Below are 23,963 nucleotides of genomic sequence, written 5' to 3'. Positions count from 1 at the left end.
AACAATGTCGAGGGCGCCTGCGGGCGCCTTTTTATTTACTTTCCTGCGAGGGCACGCGGGAACAGCACGTTATTTTCCAGGCTGATGTGCTCCATTAGGTCATCAATCAGTTCGTTGATGCCGTTGTACATCGCTTTCCAGGTGGTGCAGGCTTCCGGCGGTGGCGTCACGTTGTTGGTGATGTGTTTAATCACTTCCAGCAGCTCGCCAGCATCATCATGCTCACTTTCCATCACGCTGATGGGGCCGCCAGCCTGAGTGCCCATCCCCTGTTTGATCATCGGGAACAGAATCTGCTCCTCTTTCATCATATGGCTGGAAAGCTCCTGATGCAGCATGGTCAGATATTTGGTCAAGCCTTTAGGAACGTTAGGTTTGTCGGCGTGAACGCGTTCCACTTTAGTGGCCTGTAAAATCAGCTCCGGCAGCTGCTCGCGGTGCCTGTCGTGGTAGCGAACGATAATATGATCGATGATTTCCGCATACGGCACCACTCGCCAGTCGCGCTCGACCGGCTGCTCCGCCAGTTTCGCCAACTCGGCCTCAATCACCGCGACGTCCAGCTCTTTGCGGGATGCCGCGCGATCCAGCGTTTGTTTGCCGCCGCAGCAGTAGTCCATATCGTATTTACGGAACAGCGCGGAGGCGCGCGGAATTGTCAGCGCCAGCTCACCTAAAGGTTGATCACGGAAAGCCATATGCAGTTACCTCGTTATCAAAAATATAAGATGTATTTTAAATGCATCTTATTGACAAGGGAATACCCCTTTAGGGTACCAGGCTATTTTTTCTCGCTGACCAGTTCTTGTAATACAGGCTTTTCCGGACGAGCACGCACTGCGGACACCACGCCGAGCACCAGTAGCAGAATGCCGCTGAACGTCAGAAACGGCGGCAGACTCTGGCGCAAAATAAAGGTATACAGCAGCCCGGCCAGGGTTTCGAAGACAATCAGCGGCCCAAGGATCACCGTCGGCAGGCGCTGGCTGGCTACGTTCCAACACCACGCGCCGACCCATGAACAGAACACGGCGATCGCCAGCATCAACGTGATAAACACCGTCGGGCGCGGGCCAAAGGGCAGCGGAAAGCTAACCTGCTGTCCGTGCAACCACCAGCAGGCGGCAAGGTATCCGGCCAGCGAAACCGGCAGCGTCACCAGCGCCTGCGCCGTGGCCCACATCATCGGCGGTTTATCGGGGTTTTCCCGCAGCCAGCGCGCGTTGCGCAGGGCATACCAGGCCCAACAGACCACAGAAATGCAGGCCAGACCAACGCCGGAGCCGTAGCGCCAGGGGCTGAAATCAGGCAGATCCTGACGCAGTTCGGCGATATTGACGCACGCCAGGCCGACGGCAATGCAAATCAGCGCCGGGAACAGACGTCGCCACGGTAGCTTACCGTCACGCTGGCTATAGAGCAGGTTAGCAAAGACCGGCAACACCACAGGCAGGGTACCGATAATCATCGTTGAGACCGGCGCGCCAGTACGTTGAATAGCGCTGGCCAGGCAGACGTAATAGATTAAGTTGCCCATCATGGTCAGCCCCAGCGCCGTCCACCAGTCTTTGCCGGAGAGCTGACGCAGCCGGGCGCGGCCAAGCCAGGCCAGCGGCAGGGCAATTAGTCCTAGCGCCAGGTAGCGCCCCATCGACTGCAATACCGCCGGATATTCCGGTACTAATAATGGACCGACGAATATCAATCCCCACATCAACCCTGCCAGCAAGGCATACAGCACACCGCTAATCATCATGTCTTCCATCGCTATTTCTGTTGGCGAAAGTATAGGTAGGGTGAATGCGAGAATATTGTATGAGGTTGCGCTTTAGCGCGGGAGAACCTGTTTTTGATAACGCACTGGCGTAATGCCATAGCGGCGGGTGAAAGCGCGGGTCAGATGCGACTGGTCGGCCAATCCGGCGGCGAGGGCGACATCGGCGGCGGGCATGCCGTGGGTGAGAAAAGCTTTGGCGCGCCACAGGCGGATAGCCATCAGCATCTGGTGCGGCGTAACGTGGAAGTGGGCCTTAAACTGGCGCTGGAAATGATACGGGCTGAGCGCCGCCACCTGCGCCAGCTCATCCAGGGTAACTGTGCGCATATAGTTGTCGTGCAGATATTCGCGTACGCGCTCAAAGCGGTGAGCAGCCTCGGGCAATATAGCGGCGTGGTGGGCGAACGGACGGAAGGTGTCGATTAAATCCAGCAGCAGACCCTGCTGCGCCAGCGGATCGTCGGTGTGCCACAGGCCGTAGATCAAATTGCCAATTTGCCGGGAGCGCAGCGGGTCCTGACGCACCACTTCCCTGAACCACCAGTGGCGCACGCCGGTCACCTCTTCCAGCATATGCGGATCGAGATAAATCATTCGATAGCGCCAGCCATCGGCGGTTTCCGCCTCGCCAGTATGCAGTTCATCGGGGTTCATGGTGACGATGGAGTTGACCGACGCCACGTGCTGGCTGCCGCGATAGCGAAAACGCTCGGCACCGAGTTCAATCGCGCCAATACCAAAGGCTTCGTGGGTGTGTGGTTCAAAGGCGTAGCGGGAAATGTGGGCATGGTACAGCTCGACGCCGGGCACCTGCGCCAGGTGGCGAAAGCGCGCGCTGTCTTTTTCATCGTTGAACTGTTCTGGTACGCCTTGCATGCAATCACTCCCGACGAACATCCTCTCATTATTGAGGATGGCCCGCCGGGATGCTACAAAAATTAACCAGCTTGTAACAGTTACAGGATGCTTTTGACGCTCTCAACAAGCGTAGTGGTAGGGCGGCCAATCAGCGCGCTCAGGGTGCGGCTGTCGTCAAACAGGCCGCCTTTTGATGCGCCAACATCAGAGTCGGCCAGCATGTCCGCGAGCCCGTCAGGCAGGCCGACGCCTTTCAGCGCAGCGGCGAAGTCGGCTTCGCTGAGGTTTTGATATACCACGTTTTTACCGCTTTGTTTGCTCAGCTCTGCGGCAAGTTCGCTCAGCGTCCAGGCGTCGTCGCCTGCCAGTTCATACACTTTCCCGGCATGACCCTCTTCAGCGATAACGCGAGCCGCAGCGGTGGCGTAATCAGCGCGGGTGGCGGAGGCGATTTTGCCGTTACCGGCGGCACCGATAAACACACCATGCTCAATCGACGGCGGCGCGCTGGCGAGGTAGTTTTCGGTGTACCAGCCGTTGCGCAGCAGGGCATACGCAATGCCGGAGTCAGCGAGCATTTTCTCGGTGGCGACATGTTCATCCGCCAGCCCCAGCGGGGATGTATCGGCGTGCAGCAGGCTGGTATAAGCGATAAATTTCACCCCAGCGGCCTTAGCGGCATTAATCACGTTGCGGTGCTGGACGGCGCGCTGGCCCACTTCGCTCGATGAGATCAGCAGCAGTTTATCGACACCCTGCAGGGCGGCGGTCAGCGCGGTTTCATCGCTATAGTCAGCCTGACGAACCACCACGCCTTGTTGGCTCAGGGATTCGGCTTTGGCCGGGTTACGCACGATAGCCACAATTTGGCCCGCAGGGACGGTGTTTAACAAGTTTTCCAGAACGTGTTGGCCAAGCTGGCCGGTAGCACCAGTAATTGCGATCATGGGTCTTCTCCTTCGTGTTCATGAGTAGTTGTGGTAAGCTAACACCTTAACTAACTTTTAGTAAGTACGTACAAAAAGGTAAGTATGAATATGGCGAATCTGACGTTGAGTGAGCAGCTACGCAACGGCAACCTGTTTGCCGAACAGTGCCCATCGCGCGAAGTGCTCAAGCATGTGACCAGCCGCTGGGGCGTACTGATTCTGGTGGCCCTGCGTGATGGCACCCATCGGTTTAGCGATCTGCGCCGCAAGATAGGCGGCGTGAGCGAAAAGATGCTGGCCCAGTCGCTGCAGGCGCTGGAGCTGGATGGGTTTATCGATCGCGTGTCGTATCCCGTTGTACCGCCGCATGTTGAATATAGTCTGACTCCGCTCGGTGAGCAGGTGAGTGAGAAGGTGGCGGAACTGGCTGACTGGATAGAACTTAATCTGCCCGCAGTTCTGGCGAACCACGAGCAGGTGGCGTGAGCCGGGAGAGTTCCCGGCTAACAGATCATTACTTACTCAAATCCAGTTGATAAATGGCGAAACCAATCTCGTCGGTAGCCACCTGGTGCATCGGATACTGTGCTTTCTCTTTAATAAACGCTGCGGCTTTGTCGCCCGGTGAAGTCTCAAAGCGAATATCCAGCGGCGTTTTGCTGTGGATGGGCGCCAGGCGCCAGTTGTTATCCGCTGTCGGGCGGATCTCTCCGTTTTTCTTCGTCTGTGCGCCAACCCAGTCTATCAGCACTGTGCGGTTCTCATCGGTCGAGGCGAAGGCAATATGGTCTTCGCCGGTGCCCTTGAATTTACCGCCGTAGGCGCGGTAGTTGTTGGTGGCAACGAGGAAACTGGCTTTTGGATCAACGGCTTTCCCGTTAAACGTCAGGTTTTTAACCCGCTCGGCTTGTACGTTGGCATCGCCGCATTCGCCGTCATAGCGCGCCGGTTGCGTGACATCAATCTGATAGTTCACGCCGTCAATGACATCAAAGTTATAGGTGCGGAAGTCGTCCCAGTTGATTAGAGACTGCGGTTTACTGCTGGTTGGGTCGATCTGGTTGAACTGCCCGGCGGAGCACTCCAGCCACTCTTTGAGCTCCTCGCCGCTGACCTTCATCACCACCAGAGTATTTGGGAACGGATACAGGTCTGCCGCGTTGCGGAAGGTTAGCTCACCTTTTTCCACGACAACAAATCCAGCCGGGTCGTTTTTACGCCCGCCAACCTTAAACGGCGCGGCGGCGGAAAGTACCGGCAGTTTCGCCAGGGTCGGGTACTCCTCAAGACGGTTCTCGACATAGGCTTTCTGCGCCATATTCACCACCTGCACGGTCGGATCGTCTTGTACCAGCGCCAGGTAGCTGTACATGTTGTCCGACGATTTACCGATCGGTTTACCGACGAACTCGCGTGTAGCGTCATGGTCGGCTTTTAATACCGCCACCATTTTACTGTCCTGCGCCGCCAGCGATTTTTTTGCGACGGCATCATAAATTGGCCGAGCTTCGGCTTTCGCCTGGGTGACCTGCCATTTACCGCTGTCGTTATTTAGCACCAGATCGACGACCCCAAGATGATCTCCCCACATGCCTGGCATGACCGCCGGAACGCCGTTAAGCGTACCTTTGTCGATATCTGCGCCTTTAATATCGGCGAAATCTTTGCTCGGGAACACCGCATGAGCGTGGCCAAACATAATGGCGTCGACGCCGGGAACTTCGCTTAAATAGTAAACGGAGTTTTCCGCCATCGCCTGATAGGGATCGGCAGAAAGGCCGGAGTGGGCGATCACCACCACCACATCAGCGCCTTTTTCTCGCATCTCTGGAACATATTTTCGCGCGGTATCGGTAATGTCGTTGACCGTGACTTTACCCTGGAGATTTTTTTTATCCCAGCTCATGATTTGCGGCGGCACAAGGCCAATATAGCCAATACGCAATGTGTGAGTTTTACCATCGTGGTCCTGAACCTGGGTATCCTGAATCAGATAGGAGGTAAACATCGGCTCGTTGGTCGTGGCGTCGATGATATTGGCGTTTACGTAGGGGAATTTCGAACCCGAAAGCGCTTTGCGCAGGAACTCGAGGCCATAGTTAAATTCGTGGTTACCGAGGTTGCCTACCACATAATCCAGGGTATTCATCGCCTTATATACCGGGTGGATATCGCCTTTTTTCTGCCCTTCAGCAACCGTATAGTCAGCCAGCGGGCTTCCCTGGATAGCATCGCCGTTATCAACCAGCACGCTGTTTTTGGCTTCCTGACGTGCTTTTTCAATCAAAGATGCGGTGCGTACGAGACCAAATTTTTCCGTCGCGGTATCTTTGTAATAGTCAAAGTCCATCATGTTGCTGTGCAGATCGGTGGTTTCCATAATTCGTAAATCGACCGTTGCCGCATTTACGCTGGCAGCGATCAGCGTGGCCAGCAGCGTTGCGCTAAACTTAATCATCAGAGGCATCCTTTCATGAGCTATGACACAGAAGAAAATGTTTTTACATTCTGTTGCTTATAGAAATGTGAATCATGCCAGAAAAACGGTCAATGAAACCGCCAGCGTTATCACAGATAGCGGAACTCACCATGATGCGATATAAATAAAACAACGAGTTAACGCCACTGTAACCAGAAGAGGTGGAGAATGTTAGAACAAGTATGTCAGCTTGCACGGATCGCGGGTGATGCCATCATGGACGTTTACGATGGAAAACAGCCGATGGATGTTGCCAGCAAGAAGGACGATTCTCCGGTCACGGCGGCGGATATTGCAGCGCATAAGGTGATTATTAGCGGCCTGCTGGCGCTGACTCCTGATATCCCGGTTCTGTCGGAAGAGGATCCGCCTGCATGGGAAATCCGCCAACACTGGCAGCGCTACTGGCTGGTAGACCCGCTGGACGGTACCAAAGAATTTATCAAACGTAACGGTGAATTCACCGTCAATATCGCCTTGATTGAAAACGGGAAACCGACGCTTGGTGTGGTTTATGCACCGGTAATGAAGGTCATGTACAGTGCGGAAAAGGGGAAAGCATGGAAAGAAGAGTGCGGCGTCCATAAGCAGATTCAGGTTCGTGATGCACGCCCGCCGCTGGTGGTGATTAGCCGCTCCCACGGCAATGACCCGGAGCTGCAGGAGTATCTGGAGCAGCTTGGTGAGCACCAGACCACCTCAATCGGTTCCTCGCTCAAGTTCTGCCTGGTGGCTGAAGGTCAGGCCCAGCTTTATCCGCGTTTCGGGCCGACCTGTACCTGGGACACCGCTGCTGGTCACGCCGTAGCCAGCGCTGCCGGGGCGCACGTTCACGACTGGCAGGGGCGCACTCTTGATTACACGCCGCGTGAGTCGTTCCTCAACCCCGGCTTCCGGGTCTCTATTTATTGAGTAGTTTGTGCAGCAGGGCGACCACCTGCTGCACTTCATCCTGAGTGAGCGCGCCGTCTTTGGCCCACTGCACGCGACCGTCTTTATCCAACACCACGATTGCGGAACTCTCTTCATTAAGTTGCCACGCTTTGCGCACCACGCCATTGCTATCGACAATAAACTGCGACCACGGATAGAGCTGCTTATTGCTCTCAATGCTGCTGCGGACAAATATACTCGAGCCGGGGATAGCATCGTCGGTATTGACGATGGTGGTGGTTTGATAGCGATCGTGCGGCAACTTCGCGTTTTTAATCGCCTCAATCAGCGTTGCGTTTTTCTCTTTTGCCGATGAGCGTCCGGCAATGTGCTGCACGACGCGCACTTTTCCTGCCAGCAGCGAGCTATTCCAGTTTTTATAGCTAAACTTATCATTATCCAGCACTAATTCTCCCCGGTCCGCCACGCCGACCGGCGCGACGCGCTGACCGTCGACAAAGTTATGTGCCGACGCCACCAGTGGGAGGAGGAGACATGAAACGGCCAGTAATCTACGTAGGGTCATGGTATTTCCTTTTATTATTTTTGCAGGTGATCCGACCACTTGGTCTTCTTTAATCATAAGTGCGATCTATGAGCATTACCCGCAATGATGGTGCCAGTTTGCGGGTTAACGCACAAATTCGTCCAAAATCGGCGACTTATACTACCTTCATCGGATGCCTGAAACGAAAACTCTGAATTAATGTCATCAAAGAGTAAATAAACTTATACATACTGGGTATCACTCAGATTCTGGACTATAGTTTCAGGGCATTAAAATTTGCGCTCCCGATACGTGGGCTAACTGTGGCACCACAAGAGCGTAACCCTGGCAGGAGACAACAATGAAAATTTTCCAACGCTACAACCCGCTACAAGTAGCGAAGTACGTGAAAATCCTGTTCCGTGGACGTTTGTATATCAAGGATGTTGGCGCTTTTGAGTTCGATAAGGGCAAAATCCTTATCCCGAAGGTTAGGGACAAGCTGCATTTGTCAGTGATGTCCGAAGTCAATCGTCAGGTTATCCGTCTGCAAACAGAGATGGCTTAACCTGAATAGTGGTATGGCAACACGGTAAAAAGGCGGCTCCCAACGGGAGCCGTTGATGTTTCTGGGCTTATCCCTTCATTTCCGCATAGCGTTTACGGTACTCGCCCGGCGGGATGCCGTTATGTTTACGGAAAATTCGCGTGAAATAGACCGGATCTCCATAACCCACCGACAGCGCGATTTTATTAAGCGGCAGCGAAGTACTCTGGATCAGCCACTTAGCGCGGTTGATACGCTGGGTCTCGCGCCAGGCATATACCGTTTGTCCCAGCTCATTTTTGAACAGATGCGCCAGTCGCGACGGGGAGATAAAAACCATCGCCGCCAGAGTCTCAATCTTAATCTCCTGCGCAATATTCTCGTTGAGGTAGTCGCAGATGGCGTTAATTCGTGGATCGTGGGCGTGGCGATTGCTGATCGGCTGTAGCTGGAAGCAACTGAGGATCAGGCGCTCCAGCGCATTCATCGCCAGCGCTTCCGAAAGTGGAGCGGATGCGGAGTGATGGCGGATGACCTCATAGAAAAGATCGCGCAGATTTTGCAACTGCTCAGGATCGTTAACCGTTGTTTTGCCGATACCGTGGGTGGATTGATCCCATTTCAGCCAGTCTATCCAATAGGGCCGGGGGATGAAGTAGATCCATAAATGATCCCAGTACTCGCTGTGTTCGTCCCGCCCATAATGGTGAGCCACGCCGGGCGGGAATAGCAAAAGATCGTTTTCACGAAACAGAAGCGAGCCGTCGCCCGCTTTGGCGCGTGCCTGCCCACGCAGGGTCAGATTGATGATATAGCCTTTCATTCCCTGTGGGCGGTTAATGTAGTAGTCCAGCTTTGAACCGCGAGTGATGGGGGTAAAGCCCGCGACGACCCAGGCGTTGAAGGTAAAGGTCTTCATCAAGGGTGAGAAATTGAGTAACTCGTTGATATCCAGCTCCATATTTCCCCCGCCTGAGCGCCGCTGCCTGATTAACTTTCGATGATACTAAATTCCCATGCCTTGAGACGCAACGGCTGGCCGCAGCGCACTTCATCCCCGCTCAACAGCGCGTTGCCCGCCGTTTCGCTGATAAACTCCAGCGGCTCACCGGAGTAGTTGAACAAGAAGTGGATGCTGTTGCCATCGCGATTGCGCATCTTTTTGACCACCAGCGGATAACGATATTCAGACGTGCGCGAGTGCAGATCCAGACCCGCGGTCAGGGCGTCAAACAGCTGGCTAATCAGCGTCTTCTGCGGCAGGAAGCCCACGTAAATCGCCCGTCCCTGACCGTAATCCGCCTCGGTGGCGGCAGCATATTCGCCCCACGCCGGATGCTGATAACGTAATAACGTGCGGGTGCCGGAATCCGGCGTCAGCAGCTCCATCCATAGCTCGGCCTGGTTATCCTTGCTGCAGTCGATCGCTGCGCTGCATGAGGCCACCGTGGTCTCCTCCGGCAGAGTGAACTGACTGTAGCTCACACCGCAGGCCCGGTGCAAAATCCCCGGCTGCGTGCCGCTACGCACCTTCACGTTTTCATCGCTAAAGCCTGATTTAAAGCCGATAAGCGCTCTGCCGCCCTGTTCAATATAGCGGTTGATCCGCTCCAGCAGGCCATCGTCGGCGGCGTATAACCCGGGGATAACCAGCGTGCGATAGCGCGAGGTCTCTTCGTTGACGTCGTGGATGATATCGACGCTGATATTGTGGTCGTACAGCGCATCATGGAAACGGCGGAAAATATCGTTGTAAATATTGCCCTGCGCGTCGCCGGGGCGGAACTGGTTTAGGGCGTCCATCGCCTCATTGCTTACCAGCAGCGCGACGTCGTTTTCTGCCCGCAGATCCGCCAACTGTGGCGACAGACGGGCGAAGTCAGCGCCGATAGTGGTGGCTTCCTGCCAGGTCGCGTTGCGCGAGAAGTCATGGCTCAGCAACCCCTTCCAGTAGGTCTCGAATGCGTTATGAATTGAATGCCAGTGCCAGTAGGAGACCATCGCCGCACCGGATGCCACGTGGCTAAAAGCCTGTAGACGTAGCTGACCGGGGTAGGGTGTCCATTGGGCGAAGCCCTGTGCCTGGGTCTCCAGTACGAAGTAGTTCTGGCCCTGCTTTAGCGAACGGGTGATAGCACCGCCAAAAGCGATTTCCCGCCCGGTCAGATGCTTTTGGCTCGGGTGATAGATATCGACACCGGCAATATCCAGCGCCTGTGCAGCCGCGAAGTGATCGACTCGCGGCTGCACGCCATAGGAGTAACCGCGCCATTCAAAATCGAAGTTATGGGTGACAAACTGCTGCGGCTGCGCATATTCGCGCACGATCTCCGCCTGCCAGGCCAGATATTCCGTCACCTGCTGGCGCTGGTAGCGAGAAAACGCGCAGGCGAGACTGGCGTTAATGGTATTTTCGACCGGCGGAAAATCCTGCCAGCTATCGATGCGGTTGCTCCAGTAATCCAGACCAAAGTCTTTATTCAACTGCGCCAGATCGGAATATTGCTCTTGCAGGCTGCGCACAAAGCCTTCCTGCATATAGCGGCCGATATTATCGTAATGCTTGGTTTCGTTATCCAGCTGCCAGCCAATAATCGCCGGATGGTGCTGCACGTGGGCCATCAGGGTACGGATAATTTTTTCAGCATAGCGACGAAAGGTCGGGTTAACGATATCCATGATCTGTCGTGGGCCATATTTTTGCAGCCCGTCCACAGTAGTGACCAGAATGTCCGGGTGTTTCGCCACCAGCCAGGTCGGGACGGCGTAGGTCGGTGTGCCGATAATTACCGCGATCCCGGCTTCATGCATGGCGTCCAGTACCCGGTCGATATGGTAGAAGTTGAATACCCCTTCTTGCGGCTCAAGGGTGCTCCAGGTGGACTCGGCAATACGTACCACGTTAATGCCCGTTTCCTGCATTAAGGCGATATCTTTCGCCAGCCGATCTTCTGGCATATATTCATCGTAATAAGCAACACCATAATATAAAGCAGACATAAAATTTACCTCCTTAAATTAATGCGCGGGGATCGGCTGTGGAACAAAAGTTCGGGCTTTGTCGAGAGTAATAAACGAAATCAGCGTAAAGCACAGCGCAATACCGCCGAGAACGATGTAGCTGCTGGTAAAGCCCATGCTCTGGTACATATGGCCGATACCGGTAGAAAGGAAAATAGAACTAAAGCTTTTAGAAAACTGGAAGCCGATTAAATAAACGGTGGCGGAAAGCATCGGGTTGAAATTGGCAAAAATATATTTTAATGCCGCAACGAGCAGGACTGAACTTTCGAAACCGTGGAGCAGTTTAATCAGGCTGATGGAGACCGGACCGACAGCCCAGGCGGAACCGATAATACGTAGGCTCATAATCATGCCGCAGTACAGCAGGGCGTTTTTCGGGCCAATTTTATTGACGAACCACGGGGCGAAGAACATCACGATGGCATCAAGGAAAATCTGACCGGTGGTTAAATAGCCGAAGACCTCTGCGCCGCGTGCTTTGCTCTCAAAGAAGTGGCTGTAATAGATGGCGAACTGTTGATCGTAGGTTTCATACACCGCGCCAACGCCAACCATATAAATGGCGAAAAACCAGAATTTCTTCATTTTCAGCAGCGATGTGGCATCGCTTAAGGTGACCGGTGAAGCCTTGCCAGGCTGCATTGCACCTTGTTTACGGGTATCAATCTGCATTTTCCAGACAATCACCAGCAGGCAAACCCCGGCACAGCTGGCCAGCCAGAAAATCATATTCTGGTCGATCCCGTAGAGCTTACCTGCCGCAAAGGTGCCGATAGCGGCGCCAATGCCGCCAAACATTCTGGCGCGGCCAAACTCAAACCCGGAAGCGCGGCTGACCTTATCAATGTAGGCTTCGCAAATACCACAGCCTGCACCGTAGGCCAGACCAATATAGATGCCGCCTGCCAGCGCGCCGAGAAAGACGTTAATTTTTAATAGGGGGGCGAAGACGTAAATCCAGTAGGGCGCGAATAAGGTAATAATTATCGCCAGCATCCACATCAGATTCTTACGGTAAACTAATTTATCAGACACAAATCCAAATAATGGCTGAACGCAAACGGCAATAATCGCAGTGAAGGAATAAACCAGACCTACATCGGTGTAATTAATACCGATAGTCTCCGTCAGCCACAGAGATAAATAGGGGTAGCAGCATCCCCAGCCAATAAAGAAGAACAGGAAAAACAGACAGCTTATATAGTAATTTTTATTTGATTCTATCATGGTAACCCTCGCTTCCTTTATGCAGGAATATGATCGTATATACCCTTCATACTTCAAGTTGCTTGTGCGTTGGCAATACTCGGCCCATCCCTGGGCCTCGCCCTCACGGGCGCTGTGAACAGCGTTCAAATTCGTTCCTGACGAATTTGTCCTCGCTCACCCCAGTCACTTACTAAAGTAAGCTCCTGGGGATTCACTGCGTCGCCGCGTTACTCGGCCTGCGGCCTCGCCCCTTCGGGGCCAGCGCAAGCGCTGTTCAAGGCACGAGTGCCTTGTCCTGCAACTCGAATTATTTTGGGTATAGTCGCGAGCAAAGTTACCTTTTTGCGTAAGGGGGAGTCATGAAAGTTTCGCTATGGAGCAGTAAAAATCTGCTATCACCAGTGAGGCGTGAGCCGCTTCACATTCGGGCAATAAAAAAGGCGGATTTTTAATCCACCTCAGTTTATTGGTAAAGTGCACTTCTCTGGAATCGCCCGGTGGCGGCTAGCGCCTTACCGGGCCTACGACAAATGCGGAATTCGTTGATAGTGTGGGTTTTGTAGGCCGGGCAAGGCGTCAGCCGCCGCCCGGCAGGAACAGCGGGCACGATTGTGTTCGAGAAAAAATTACGCCGACTCTTTTTCTTTATCCGCGGCATCCGGCAGTTTAGGTACCAGCACCGTCGGTTTATTGTCGATGCGGGTCACCAGCAGCTGGTCGATGCGATAGTTGTCGATATCCACCACTTCGAACTTATAGCCGGAGAATTTCACCGCATCGGTGCGTTTGGGGATTTTCCGCAGCATAAACATCATAAAGCCGCCAATGGTCTCGTAATTGCCGGACTGCGGGAAATCATCGATATCCAGCACCCGCATCACGTCGTCAATTGGCGTGCCGCCGTCAATCAGCCAGGAGTTTTCATCGCGCGCGACGATCTGCTCTTCCAGCCCCTGACCAACCAGGTCGCCCATCAGGGTGGTCATCACGTCGTTAAGGGTGATAATCCCGACTACCAGCGCATACTCGTTCATGATCACCGCGAAGTCTTCACCGGCGGTTTTGAAGCTTTCCAGCGCTTCAGATAGCGTCAAGGTATCCGGAACAATCAGCGTATTGCGAATTTGCACGCCGCCGGTCAGCACCAGGCTCTGGTTCGCCAGCACGCGGTTCAGCAGGTCTTTGGAGTCAACGTAACCGATGATGTGGTCGATATCTTCATTACAGACCAGGAATTTGGAGTGCGGATGTTCCGCCACCTTATTCTTCAGGCTCTGTTCATCTTCATGCAGATCGAACCAGATGACGTTTTCACGTGAGGTCATTGATGAAGGCACGGTGCGTGATTCCAGCTCGAACACGTTCTCAATCAGCTCATGTTCCTGCTTACGCAGCACCCCGGCCAGCGCCCCGGCTTCAAACACCGCGTAGACATCATCGGAGGTAATGTCATCTTTACGCACCATTGGAATTTTGAAGATGCGGAAGATGTTATTGGCCATGCCGTTAAACAACCACACCAGCGGGCGGAAGATAAACAGGCAGAAGCGCATCGGGTTGATGATGCGCAAAGCGACGGCTTCGGGCGCAATCATACCGATGCGTTTCGGAGTCAGGTCAGCAAACAAGATGAACAGGCTGGTGACCAGGGTAAAGGAGATGATAAAGCTTAACTGCTCGGAGAGCTCCGGTGATAAATAGCGGCTCAGCAGGCCGTGAAAAGCCGGTGAAAATGCAGCGTCGCCGACGATACCGCCAAGAATTGCTACCGCGTTAAGGCCGATTTGCACCACGGTGAAGAACATACCGGGGTTTTCCTGCATTTTGAGCACGCGTTGAGCGTTGACGTTGCCATCATCGGCCAGCAGTTTGAGTTTGATTTTACGTGACGCGGCCAGCGAAATTTCCGATATCGAAAAGAACGCACTGACGGCTATCAGACAAAGTATTACTAAAATACTGTTTAACATATCTTATCTGACCGTTGGGATCAGATCCTCGGAAGGGAAGTGGATAACGCTAAGTGGAATTCACAAAAAACCGGTCCGAAGGCTCTGGACCGGCGATAACACGGGGTAGTATAGCGTAAGGTACTGTAAAGCCGCCAGAGCGTTAATTATTCAACCCGGCGGCTTGCCGATCGGTGAAATCAGGCCTGCGGCGGTAAACAAACGCCAATCCCGCCGATACCGCAGTATCCATACGGGTTCTTATGCAGATACTGCTGGTGGTCATCTTCCGCATAATAGAACGGTTTCGCTGTGGCGATTTCGGTGGTGATCGCGCGGGTGTCGTTCGCTTCATTCATTGCCGCCTGAAAACGCGCCAGGCTGGTCTTCGCCGCTTCACTCTGCTCTGGGGTCAGCGGATAAATCGCGGAGCGATATTGCGTACCGTGGTCGTTACCCTGCTGCATCCCCTGTGCCGGGTCGTGATTTTCCCAGAATACCTGTAGCAGCTGATCATAGCTGATGACCTGCGGATCGTAGACCACGCGCACGGCTTCGGCATGACCGGTATCGCCGCTGCACACTTCGCGATAGGTCGGGTTTGGCGTATAGCCGCCAGTGTATCCAGCAGCGGTGCTGTAAACGCCAGGCAACTGCCAGAACAGGCGTTCGACGCCCCAGAAACAGCCCATGGCAAACAGGGCGATTTCCATTCCTGCAGGTACGTTAGTCATCGAGTGGCCATTAACGGCGTGGAGTGTGGCTACCGGCATTGGCGTGTTGCGCCCCGGCAGCGCATCCGCTTGGGCGACAAGATGCGTTTTATCAAATAGACTCACGGTTGGCCTCTCAAAACAGAAAATGTGGTTAATGTGGTTAAGGTTGTAACGAAGCGTGTCTTTTAACACAATAGACACGCTCAATACGTCTAGATTTAACCATAAGAATAATTTGGGCTATCGTCACTTTTTCAACCCTTAGTTGTTAGGGTTTTGTTAAGCCGTGGAGCGGCACTTTCGTTTCCTTCGGGGGGAAACAAGGATATTCAGGAGAAAACGTGCTACAAATCCGCCAGTTATGTATCACCAGCCTTTTGCTGGTCAGCGGGGTCGCCAGCGCAGCGAGCGTGCGTTTGCAGGTTGAGGGGTTATCCGGGGAACTGGAAAAAAACGTCCGCGCCCAACTATCCACGATCCAGAGCGATGAAGTGACGCCGGACCGGCGCTTCCGTGCGCGCGTTGATGACGCCATCCGCGAAGGCCTGAAAGCGCTGGGCTACTACGAACCGACGATCGATTTTGATTTACGTCCACCGCCGAAGAAGGGCCGCCAGGTGCTGATTGCCAAAGTCACGCCCGGTGAGCCGGTGCGTATTGGCGGCACTGAGGTTATTCTGCGCGGTGGAGCGCGTACTGATAGCGATTATCTGGATCTGCTCAAAACGCGCCCGGCTATCGGTACCGTGCTGAATCACAGCGACTATGATGGCTTCAAAAGCTCCCTGACTCGCGTTGCGCTGCGTAAAGGCTATTTTGATAGCGAGTTTAATAAAAGCCAGCTCGGCGTCTCTCTCGACAGACATCAGGCCTTCTGGGATATCGACTACAACAGCGGCGAACGCTACCGTTTTGGCCCTGTGACCTTTGAAGGTTCGCAGATTCGCGACGAATACCTGCAAAACCTGGTGCCGTTTAAGCAGGGCGACTACTACACCTCGCAGGATTTAGCCGAACTCAACCGCCGCCTGGCGGCAACCGGCTGGTTTAGCTCTGTCGTTGTGGCACCGCAGTTTGAAAAGTCTCGCCAGACCAAAGTTCTGCCTTTACAAGGCGTGGTCTCCCCGCGTAAAGAGAATACCGTTGAAACCGGCGTCGGCTATTCCACCGACGTCGGACCGCGCGTCAAAGGGACGTGGAAAAAGCCGTGGATGAACTCCTACGGTCATAGCCTGACCTCCAGCCTCAGCGTTTCCGCCCCTGAACAGCAGCTCGATTTCAGCTATAAAGTCCCGCTGTTAAAAAGCCCGCTGGAACAGTACTACCTGATGCAGGGCGGCTTCAAGCGTACGGATCTCAACGACACCAAAGCCGATTCCACAACTCTGGCCGTGTCGCGCTACTGGGAGATGTCGAGCGGCTGGCAGCGCGCGCTCAATCTGCGCTGGAGCCTTGACCACTTTACCCAGGCCAACGTCACCAACACCACGATGCTGATCTATCCGGGCGTGTCGGTGAACCGTACCCGTTCGCGCGGCGGCCTGATGCCGACCTGGGGTGATTCGCAGCGCTACTCGGTGGACTACTCCAACACCATGTGGGGCTCGGACATTAACTTTATCGTGATGCAGGCGCAGGACGTCTGGATCCGTACCCTCTACGATCGCCACCGCTTCGTGGTGCGCGGTAACCTCGGCTGGATTGAAGCCGATAACTTCAGCAAGGTCCCGCCAGATCTGCGTTTCTTCGCCGGTGGCGACCGCAGCATTCGTGGGTATAAATACAAATCTATCTCGCCTAAAGACGATGATGGCAAGCTGATGGGGGCCTCGAAGCTGGCTACCGGCTCGCTGGAATATCAGTACAACGTGACCGGTAAGTGGTGGGGCGCGGTGTTCGTCGACAGCGGCGAAGCGGTGAGCGATATCCGTAAGAGTGATTTCAAAACCGGCGCGGGCATGGGCGTGCGCTGGCAGTCGCCGGTCGGGCCGATCAAGCTGGATATCGCCAGGCCGATAGGCGACAAAGAAGAGCACGGTTTGCAGTTTTACATCGGTCTGGGGCCAGAATTATGAGTTTATGGAAGAAAATAAGCCTCGGCGTACTGATCTTTTTAGTGTTGCTGCTGGGGACGGTTGGATTTCTGGTCGGCACCACCACCGGCTTGCATCTGGTGATTAAAGCCGCCGACCGCTGGGTGCCAGGGCTGGAGATTGGCAAAGCCACCGGCGGCTGGCGCGATCTGACGCTGGAGAACGTGCGCTTTGAACAGCCGGGCGTGGCGGTTACCGCCGGTCAATTCCACCTTGGCGTCAAGCTGCGCTGCCTGTGGGACAGCAGCCTGTGCGTTAACGATATTTCGCTGCGTGATATCTACGTGGCGATAGATACCAGCAAAATGCCGCCAGCGGCACCGGTTGAGGAAGAAGATAGCGGTCCGCTGAATCTTTCTACCCCGTATCCGATTACCCTCAGCCGAGTGGCGCTGCATAACGTCAACGTGAAAATCGACGATACCGCCGTTTCGGTACGCGACTTTTCTACCGGCCTGAACTGGCAGGAGAAAAACCTGACCCTGACGCCGACTTCGCTGCAAGGGCTGCTGATCGCGCTGCCGAAAGTGGCGAAAGTCGCGCAGGAGCAGGTCGTCGAGCCGAAGATTGAAAACCCGCAGCCGCAAGAAAAACCGCTCGGCGAGACGATGAAAGACCTCTTCTCGAAGCCGGTGCTGCCGGAAATGGCCGACGTCCATCTGCCGCTGAATCTCAATATCCAGGAGTTCCGCGGCGAACAGCTGCGCCTGACCGGCGATACCGATATGACCATCTACAATCTGCTGCTTAAAGTGAGCAGCATTGATGGGCAGATGAAGCTGGACGCGCTGGACGTGGACTCTGACCAGGGGAAAGTCACCGCTTCCGGTAGCGCTCAGCTGCAGGACAACTGGCCGGTTGATATCACCCTCAATAGTACGCTGAACATCGACCCGCTCAAGGGCGAGAAGGTACAGCTGAAAGTCGGTGGCGAAGTACGTAAAAAGCTGACGGTCGGCGTGGATTTAGCCGGTTCCGTGGCGATGACGCTACGCGCTGAAGCGCAGCTGGCGGAAGCTGGGCTGCCGCTGGATATGGAAGTGAAAAGTAAGCAGCTCTACTGGCCGTTTACCGGCGAGAAAGAGTTCCAGGCTGACGATGTGCTGCTGAAATTTAACGGCAAAATGACCGACTACACCCTGGCCTTCAGCACTGCGGTGAAAGGGAAATCGCTGCCTCCGGCGAAGATTAACCTGAATGCGAAGGGCAATGAGCAACAGGTCAATCTCGATAAGCTGACCGTCGCCGCGCTGGAAGGGAAGACTGAGCTGAAAGTGCTGCTCGACTGGCAGCAGGCAATCAGCTGGCGCGGCGAGTTGACCCTTGACGGCATCAATACTGCCAAAGAGGTACCGGACTGGCCGTCGAAGCTCAACGGTCTGATTAAGACTCAGGGCAGCCTGTACGGTGGTAGCTGGCAGATGTCGGTGCCGGAGCTGAAGATCACCGGTAACGTGAAACAGAATAAAGTTGACGTGAGCGGCTCGCTGCAGGGCAACAGCTATATGCAGTGGAAAATCCCCGGCCTGCATCTGGCGCTAGGCCCTAATAGCGCCGACGTGAAAGGCGAACTGGGGGTCAAAGACCTTAACCTCGACGCCACCATTGATGCACCGCATCTCGACAACGCGCTGCCGGGCCTCGGCGGCACGGCGAAGGGGCTGGTGAAAGTGCGCGGCACCGTTGATGCGCCGCAGTTGCTGGCAGATATCACCGCCCGTGCGCTGCGCTGGCAGGAGCTATCTGTTGCTCAGGTGAACGTGAAGGGTGACGTTAAATCAACCGACCAAATTGGCGGCACCCTCGACGTGCGCGTTGACCGTATTAGCCAGCCGGGCGTCAATATCAGCCTGGTGCAGCTCAATGCCAAGGGCAACGAGAAACAGCACGACCTGCAGCTGAGAGTGCAGGGTGACCCGGTATCAGGACAGCTGTCGCTGGCGGGGAGCTTTGACCGTAAAGAGGAGCGCTGGAAAGGGGCGCTGAGCAACACCCGCTTCCAGACGCCGGTAGGGCCGGTTGCGCTGACGCGTGATATCGCGCTGGATTACCGTAACCTCGAGCAGAAAATCAGTATCGGACCACACTGCTGGACCAACCCGAACGCCGAGCTGTGCGTGCCGCAGACCATTGACGCCGGGGCTAGCGGGCATGCAGTGGTCAACCTCAACCGTTTCGACCTGGCGATGCTCAAACCGTTTATGCCAGAAGAGACGCTGGCCAGCGGCGTGTTTAGCGGTAACGCTGACGTGAGCTGGGACACCACCAAAGAGGGGCTGCCGCAGGGCAAAGTGACGCTGAACGGGCGTAACGTGAAGGTGACTCAGACGATTAACGATGCGCCGCTGCCGGTGGCGTTCGATACGCTGAACCTCACTGCCGATCTGCATAATAACCGTGCTCAGTTGGGCTGGCTGATTCGTCTGACCAATAACGGTCAACTGGATGGACAGGTTGACGTCACCGATCCGCAGGGTCGCCGTAATCTGGGCGGTAGCGTTAATATCAGCAACTTCTCGCTGGCGATGATCAACCCTATCTTCTCACGTGGCGAGAAGGCCGAAGGGAAACTCAACGCGCGTCTGACTCTTGGTGGTAACCTCCAGAGCCCGCAACTGTTCGGTCAGATGCAGCTCAACGGCGTGGATATTGACGGCAACTTTATGCCGTTTGATATGCAGCCGAGCCAGCTGGCGATGAATTTCACCGGTACCCGCTCGACCCTACAGGGCACGGTGAATACCCGACAGGGGCAGATTGCGCTTAGCGGCAACGCCGACTGGACGCAGATTGACAACTGGCGTGCGCAAATTGCGGCGAAGGGCAGCCGGGTACGAATTACCGTGCCGCCGATGGTGCGTCTCGACGTGTCGCCGGATGTGGTCTTCACCGCCACGCCAAGCCTGTTTAGCCTTGACGGCAACGTTGATATACCGTGGGCGCGTATCATCGTCAAAGATGTTCCGGAGAGCGCCGTCGGGGTCTCCTCTGACGAGGTGATGTTGGATAAAAACCTGCAACCGATTAAGCAGCAGAGTGCCGGTATCCCCATCAACAGTAACCTGACGATCCACGTCGGTAATAACGTTCGCCTGGAAGCATTCGGTCTGAAAGCGCGTTTAACCGGCGATTTGAAGGTGGCTCAGGATAAACAGGGGCTGGGGCTGAACGGACAGATCAACATTCCGGACGGCCGCTTCCATGCCTATGGGCAGGACCTGATCGTGCGTAAAGGCGAGCTGCTGTTCTCCGGTCCACCGGATCAGCCGTTGTTGAATATCGAAGCTATTCGCAACCCGGATGCCACAGAAGACGACGTGATCGCCGGGGTTCGCGTAACGGGCTCAGCCGATCAGCCGAAGGCGGAGATCTTCTCCGACCCGGTGATGTCGCAGCAAGAAGCGCTTTCTTACCTGCTGCGAGGGCAGGGTTTAAGCAGTGGACAGAGCGATAGTGCGGCCATGACCTCAATGCTTATTGGTATGGGGGTTGCACAAAGTGGTCAGGTTGTGGGTAAAATCGGTGAGACGTTTGGCGTAAGCAATTTGGCGCTGGATACCGAGGGAGTGGGCGACTCCTCCCAGGTGGTAGTTAGCGGCTATGTATTGCCGGGTCTGCAGGTAAAATATGGGGTCGGGATTTTTGACTCCCTGGCGACGCTGACGTTACGCTATCGTCTGATGCCTAAGCTATATATGGAAGCCGTGTCTGGCGTAGACCAGGCTCTCGATGTGCTCTATCAGTTTGAGTTTTAGCAATGCGAATATTTGTTTACGGCAGTTTACGACGCAAGCAAGGCAACAGCCACTGGATGACCAACGCTCAGTGGCTGGGCGATCATAGTGTCAATGATTATCAACTGTACAGCCTGGGCCACTATCCAGGCGCGGTGCCCGGCAATGGCACGGTACATGGTGAGGTCTATCGTATTGACGCATCGACGCTGGCCGAATTAGATGCGCTGCGTACCAAAGGCGGCGAGTATGCTCGTCACCTGATCCAGACGCCCTATGGCAGCGCCTGGATGTACGTCTATCAGCGCCCTGTCGAGGGCTTCACGCTGATAGAAAGCGGCAACTGGTTGGATAAAGACCAGTATTAATAACGATAACGCCACCTTCGGGTGGCGTTGTTTTATCTGCGGGTGTTTTTGTCGCCCGGCTTAGCGTAGCGCTTAGTTCCCCGGAGGCGGCGCTGGCGCACCTGTCCGGGCTACCGGCCCGCAGACGGCTGGAAACCGGTCGGCAGGATCAGCTAAACCCTATCCATATGGTCGGCCGGATTATTCAAATGTACCGATCTGATAGTTCAACGTACGGTAATACTCAGGGAAACGGATAAACCGATCGCCAGCGCCATCAAAAACGACGTTTTTACCCGGCAGATTATAGCGTTGCCAATTCTTACCGCCATCGCGGGAAAGATACAAATGTGTTCTGTCGCCAATATCTTTTTCTACCGCCAGCAGATTGTTCCCGGCATAAATTTTCCCTAATTGAGCGATATGCTCAAGCACCCGTTGCGGCGTACCGTTTTGTTGTAGCCGATACAGCCCATAGCGTGAAGCGCTTACTCTGCTGATGAAGAAAATTTCTCCCTGCGGCGAGCGGGCAATATCACGGATATTGGTGGCGAGAATTTTTTCCTGTTGTGCGGAGATAATTTTATAGAGAAAACGCCGTTCTCCCCGGCCTTCGGGAAGCGAAACGGTGACGTCGGCCAGAAATTGCTGGTGGTTATCGATATACCAGCGTAGCTGGCTCAGTCTGGCAGACTGTTCTGCGGTATTGTCCAACTGGATATTGTTACGTTTTAACAGCGGACGAATATCGGCCGTAATTTTCCAGCTTTGTCCCTGGTCTTCTGAAACGGAAAGCGTGTACTGGTCCGCCAGCCATAGCTTGCCAGCATCGGCGCTGACCAGTTTCTGGGAATAAAAACGTGATGGAGTATCTGGCTCAGGAAAGCGCCACTGCGTCTGCTGCTGCCAGTTGACGCCACCGTCCGGGCTGTACCAGACGCTCTTGTTAGCGTGAAAAGGCCCATCGGCGACCAGATAACAGTGGCCCTGAAGTGAGCAGACCGGTGTGTCGATGTTTCCCAGCCATAGTGCAGAAGTCTGGAGCTGACCCTGGTGGTCCAGGTGCATGATGCTGGTCAGCGGAATGTTATATCTATCATCCCAGCGATCGGCAGAAGTAAACCGGTTATACCGGCCTTTAATATCGCGTTCCAACTGCTCTTTTGCCACCAGACGGACGTTAAGTAACTGCGGCATAAGAGGCGTTATTCGCTCAAGCGGCGGATTGTAATGGTGAATAACGCGCCGCTGTTTTTTGTCCAGTTCGTAGCTTTTTATAGTAAACAGCTGTTCGTGGCTGATAAACAGCGCGCCGTTGGCAAAGCTGCTGAGAATGGGCTCTTCAACCTCTTTTTCCTCGCCGCTCAGTTGTTTCTGGTGCCACGAGATGTTGGGCAGGAAGAGATTAAACGAAAACGTCGCGGACCACAGAAACGCCGCCAGTGTGACTATCGCGAGAAACAGTAACCGGCGCTTTATCGTGCTGAACATTACATCAGCTCCTGAGGAGTGATACTAGCTCCGGCGTGCCTGGCGTAGCGTATTATTGCTTGTTGTAATTTAATTTTGTGGGCTATCCTGCGCGACAGGAGACGGGTAGCCAGATAGCCCAGTTCCATCACAATTAATATGATGTTGATCGGTATCAATATGGGGAAAACTACGTTAAATATTTCGCTGATATATTGTAAACCTTCCAGATCGCTCTGAGGGACACGTAGCCTTATGTTGAGAGTGAAAAGAGTAACTATCAGGACAAGGCCATAAGCGATTTTATAAATTAACGACATCTGCTGCCTGCCGGGATGCAAAAGACTATTTTTCAAATAAATACTGCCGCTACTGACGTTGTATAATGCCTGAATATCATTATATCCATGCTGGCGTGCTGTAATAATCTTGTCGCCATCGGCAAGGAACGGCGGATGGCGGCGATAAACAATCGGGTGGAGATTATAGGTGAAGGAATTGACCAGCCAGGTAAACTGTGCGGGAAAGCATAACATTGGAGTAATGAACTGGAATATCACACCCTCCCTTAAGGAATAATATTTTCCGTTAAGTTTATTTCCCCATATTTTATAGTAACTATTTGATATCACGCCGTCTTCAAGAAGCAAATATTCTTGAAGAGTCTTATCATTGGCTAAGGGGGGAATGTTGTCTGGGGGGATGGGCGGCGTTGAATTCAACACCTGACAGAATGAAACGTCCCCTCGACGGGCCAGATTCATTTTCGCTATCAAGTCGTACATCTTAGGGGATAGATTCTGGAAAATACAGGATAGGCTACGGGTACTCACCAACATTGACGTTACAACCAGCATGGTGAATATTAATATCCAATATGCAGAACTGAAAGCGACCAGACCTGCAGCGATTAGCGCCAGCACACCGAAAAACCATCCGCCTTTCAGCGGCTGCTGGTGTGGTTCGAGTAAAACGTTACCGTCGCTCAACCAGTGGATCCAAAAGCTGCCGTCCCGCAAGCGGCAGGTGCCGATATGCAGCGGCTGATTGATTTTCAGACATTCGAATAGCGAAGGATCCTTAAAATAACGTTTATCGGTATAAAAAACACGCTCACCTTCTATAAGACGTAAATAGTTTTGCTCTTCGCAAGCCGCGGTGGTGAAGCCTGTAAAATTTATAGTGAAATAATGAGTATTTTTCACACGGTTCCTTCCTCTGTGAAATGGCGGCGTTTCGTTTCCGCAAACCGCCAGCTGTCGGTAAAAGCGCTGATAATAGGTCGTTCCACTTCTCTCTTCGCTACTCAGTAGGGCGTATTATCAGAAGAGGTTAAAGACAAACTTACTGGACCATAGAAAGGCCGCCAGCGTTGTCAGCGAGAGAAATAACAACCGACGCTTTATAGTGC

General features: G+C 54.1%; 19 protein-coding genes. 6 read left to right on the top strand and 13 right to left on the bottom strand.

What is annotated here, in order from left to right; all coding sequences use genetic code 11:
* Nucleotides 1–35 precede the first annotated feature (35 nt).
* The 4 genes from ytfE to HV213_RS26145 form a co-directional block, all read right to left on the bottom strand.
* Nucleotides 36–698, bottom strand: coding sequence for an iron-sulfur cluster repair protein YtfE (ytfE, locus tag HV213_RS26160; RefSeq protein WP_181483897.1), 663 nt, complete (start codon nucleotides 696–698; stop codon nucleotides 36–38).
* Nucleotides 699–781: 83 nt separating this feature from the next.
* Nucleotides 782–1,753, bottom strand: coding sequence for a DMT family transporter (locus HV213_RS26155; protein ID WP_181486506.1), 972 nt, complete (start codon nucleotides 1,751–1,753; stop codon nucleotides 782–784).
* A gap of 75 nt (nucleotides 1,754–1,828) precedes the next feature.
* The gene (locus HV213_RS26150) at nucleotides 1,829–2,653 is read right to left on the bottom strand and encodes an AraC family transcriptional regulator (RefSeq protein WP_181483896.1); all 825 of its coding nucleotides are present in this window, start codon (nucleotides 2,651–2,653) and stop codon (nucleotides 1,829–1,831) included.
* Nucleotides 2,654–2,733: 80 nt separating this feature from the next.
* Nucleotides 2,734–3,582, bottom strand: a complete 849-nt coding sequence (locus HV213_RS26145) for an SDR family oxidoreductase (RefSeq protein ID WP_181483895.1) — start codon at nucleotides 3,580–3,582, stop codon at nucleotides 2,734–2,736.
* Nucleotides 3,583–3,672: 90 nt separating this feature from the next.
* On the opposite strand from HV213_RS26145, the gene HV213_RS26140 reads away from it, so the two are divergent.
* Nucleotides 3,673–4,050, top strand: coding sequence for a winged helix-turn-helix transcriptional regulator (locus HV213_RS26140; protein ID WP_112216241.1), 378 nt, complete (start codon nucleotides 3,673–3,675; stop codon nucleotides 4,048–4,050).
* Between the two features lie 28 nt (nucleotides 4,051–4,078).
* On the opposite strand, the gene cpdB is transcribed toward HV213_RS26140, so the two are convergent.
* Nucleotides 4,079–6,022, bottom strand: coding sequence for a 2',3'-cyclic-nucleotide 2'-phosphodiesterase (cpdB, locus tag HV213_RS26135; RefSeq protein WP_181483894.1), 1,944 nt, complete (start codon nucleotides 6,020–6,022; stop codon nucleotides 4,079–4,081).
* 189 nt (nucleotides 6,023–6,211) lie between these two features.
* Between cpdB and cysQ the strand changes: the two genes are divergently transcribed.
* On the top strand, nucleotides 6,212–6,955 hold the full coding sequence (gene cysQ, locus HV213_RS26130; RefSeq protein ID WP_181483893.1) for a 3'(2'),5'-bisphosphate nucleotidase CysQ: 744 nt from the start codon (nucleotides 6,212–6,214) through the stop codon (nucleotides 6,953–6,955).
* Here the strand turns inward: cysQ and HV213_RS26125 are convergent.
* Nucleotides 6,945–7,502, bottom strand: a complete 558-nt coding sequence (locus HV213_RS26125; RefSeq protein ID WP_181483892.1) for a YtfJ family protein — start codon at nucleotides 7,500–7,502, stop codon at nucleotides 6,945–6,947. The two genes, cysQ and HV213_RS26125, sit on opposite strands and share 11 nt — an antisense overlap.
* Before the next feature lie 322 nt (nucleotides 7,503–7,824).
* On the opposite strand from HV213_RS26125, the gene HV213_RS26120 reads away from it, so the two are divergent.
* Entirely contained in the window at nucleotides 7,825–8,031 is a 207-nt protein-coding gene (locus tag HV213_RS26120) for a DUF1107 domain-containing protein (protein WP_110274431.1), read from the top strand.
* Nucleotides 8,032–8,098: 67 nt separating this feature from the next.
* Here the strand turns inward: HV213_RS26120 and araC are convergent, their stop codons facing one another.
* The 5 genes from araC to msrA form a co-directional block, all read right to left on the bottom strand.
* A complete protein-coding gene (gene araC, locus HV213_RS26115) occupies nucleotides 8,099–8,971 on the bottom strand; it encodes an arabinose operon transcriptional regulator AraC (protein ID WP_181483891.1) in 873 nt (290 codons plus the stop codon).
* Nucleotides 8,972–9,000: 29 nt separating this feature from the next.
* Nucleotides 9,001–11,010 (bottom strand): beta-galactosidase, encoded by a 2,010-nt coding sequence (locus tag HV213_RS26110; protein ID WP_181483890.1) that lies wholly within the window; start codon nucleotides 11,008–11,010, stop codon nucleotides 9,001–9,003.
* 18 nt (nucleotides 11,011–11,028) lie between these two features.
* Nucleotides 11,029–12,261, bottom strand: a complete 1,233-nt coding sequence (locus HV213_RS26105) for an oligosaccharide MFS transporter (RefSeq protein WP_181483889.1) — start codon at nucleotides 12,259–12,261, stop codon at nucleotides 11,029–11,031.
* Nucleotides 12,262–12,869: 608 nt separating this feature from the next.
* A complete protein-coding gene (locus tag HV213_RS26100; protein ID WP_110274423.1) occupies nucleotides 12,870–14,213 on the bottom strand; it encodes a polyamine export protein PaeA in 1,344 nt (447 codons plus the stop codon).
* A 179-nt stretch (nucleotides 14,214–14,392) separates the two neighbouring features.
* Nucleotides 14,393–15,031: a peptide-methionine (S)-S-oxide reductase MsrA gene (gene msrA, locus HV213_RS26095; RefSeq protein WP_181483888.1), complete on the bottom strand. Its 639-nt coding sequence runs from the start codon at nucleotides 15,029–15,031 to the stop codon at nucleotides 14,393–14,395.
* A 218-nt stretch (nucleotides 15,032–15,249) separates the two neighbouring features.
* On the opposite strand from msrA, the gene tamA reads away from it, so the two are divergent.
* The 3 genes from tamA to HV213_RS26080 are packed head-to-tail and all read left to right on the top strand — an operon-like array spanning nucleotide 15,250 to nucleotide 21,103.
* Nucleotides 15,250–16,983, top strand: a complete 1,734-nt coding sequence (gene tamA, locus HV213_RS26090; RefSeq protein ID WP_181483887.1) for an autotransporter assembly complex protein TamA — start codon at nucleotides 15,250–15,252, stop codon at nucleotides 16,981–16,983.
* A complete protein-coding gene (gene tamB / locus HV213_RS26085) occupies nucleotides 16,980–20,756 on the top strand; it encodes an autotransporter assembly complex protein TamB (protein WP_181483886.1) in 3,777 nt (1,258 codons plus the stop codon). The genes tamA and tamB overlap by 4 nt, the downstream gene beginning before the upstream one ends.
* A gap of 2 nt (nucleotides 20,757–20,758) precedes the next feature.
* Complete coding sequence (locus HV213_RS26080; protein ID WP_181483885.1) at nucleotides 20,759–21,103, top strand: gamma-glutamylcyclotransferase family protein; 345 nt, start codon at nucleotides 20,759–20,761, stop codon at nucleotides 21,101–21,103.
* Between the two features lie 180 nt (nucleotides 21,104–21,283).
* On the opposite strand, the gene HV213_RS26075 is transcribed toward HV213_RS26080, so the two are convergent.
* Nucleotides 21,284–22,573, bottom strand: coding sequence for a beta propeller repeat protein (locus HV213_RS26075; protein ID WP_181483884.1), 1,290 nt, complete (start codon nucleotides 22,571–22,573; stop codon nucleotides 21,284–21,286).
* A complete protein-coding gene (locus HV213_RS26070; RefSeq protein WP_181486529.1) occupies nucleotides 22,573–23,757 on the bottom strand; it encodes a hypothetical protein in 1,185 nt (394 codons plus the stop codon). The genes HV213_RS26075 and HV213_RS26070 overlap by 1 nt, the downstream gene beginning before the upstream one ends.
* Between the last annotated feature and the right edge of the window lie 206 nt (nucleotides 23,758–23,963).

Origin of the sequence: Klebsiella sp. RHBSTW-00484 (assembly GCF_013705725.1) — a bacterium.
Classification (GTDB): Bacteria; Pseudomonadota; Gammaproteobacteria; order Enterobacterales; family Enterobacteriaceae; genus Klebsiella.
The sequence above is the reverse complement of the archived record's forward strand: the minus strand, read 5'-3'. Positions and strand labels throughout refer to the sequence as shown.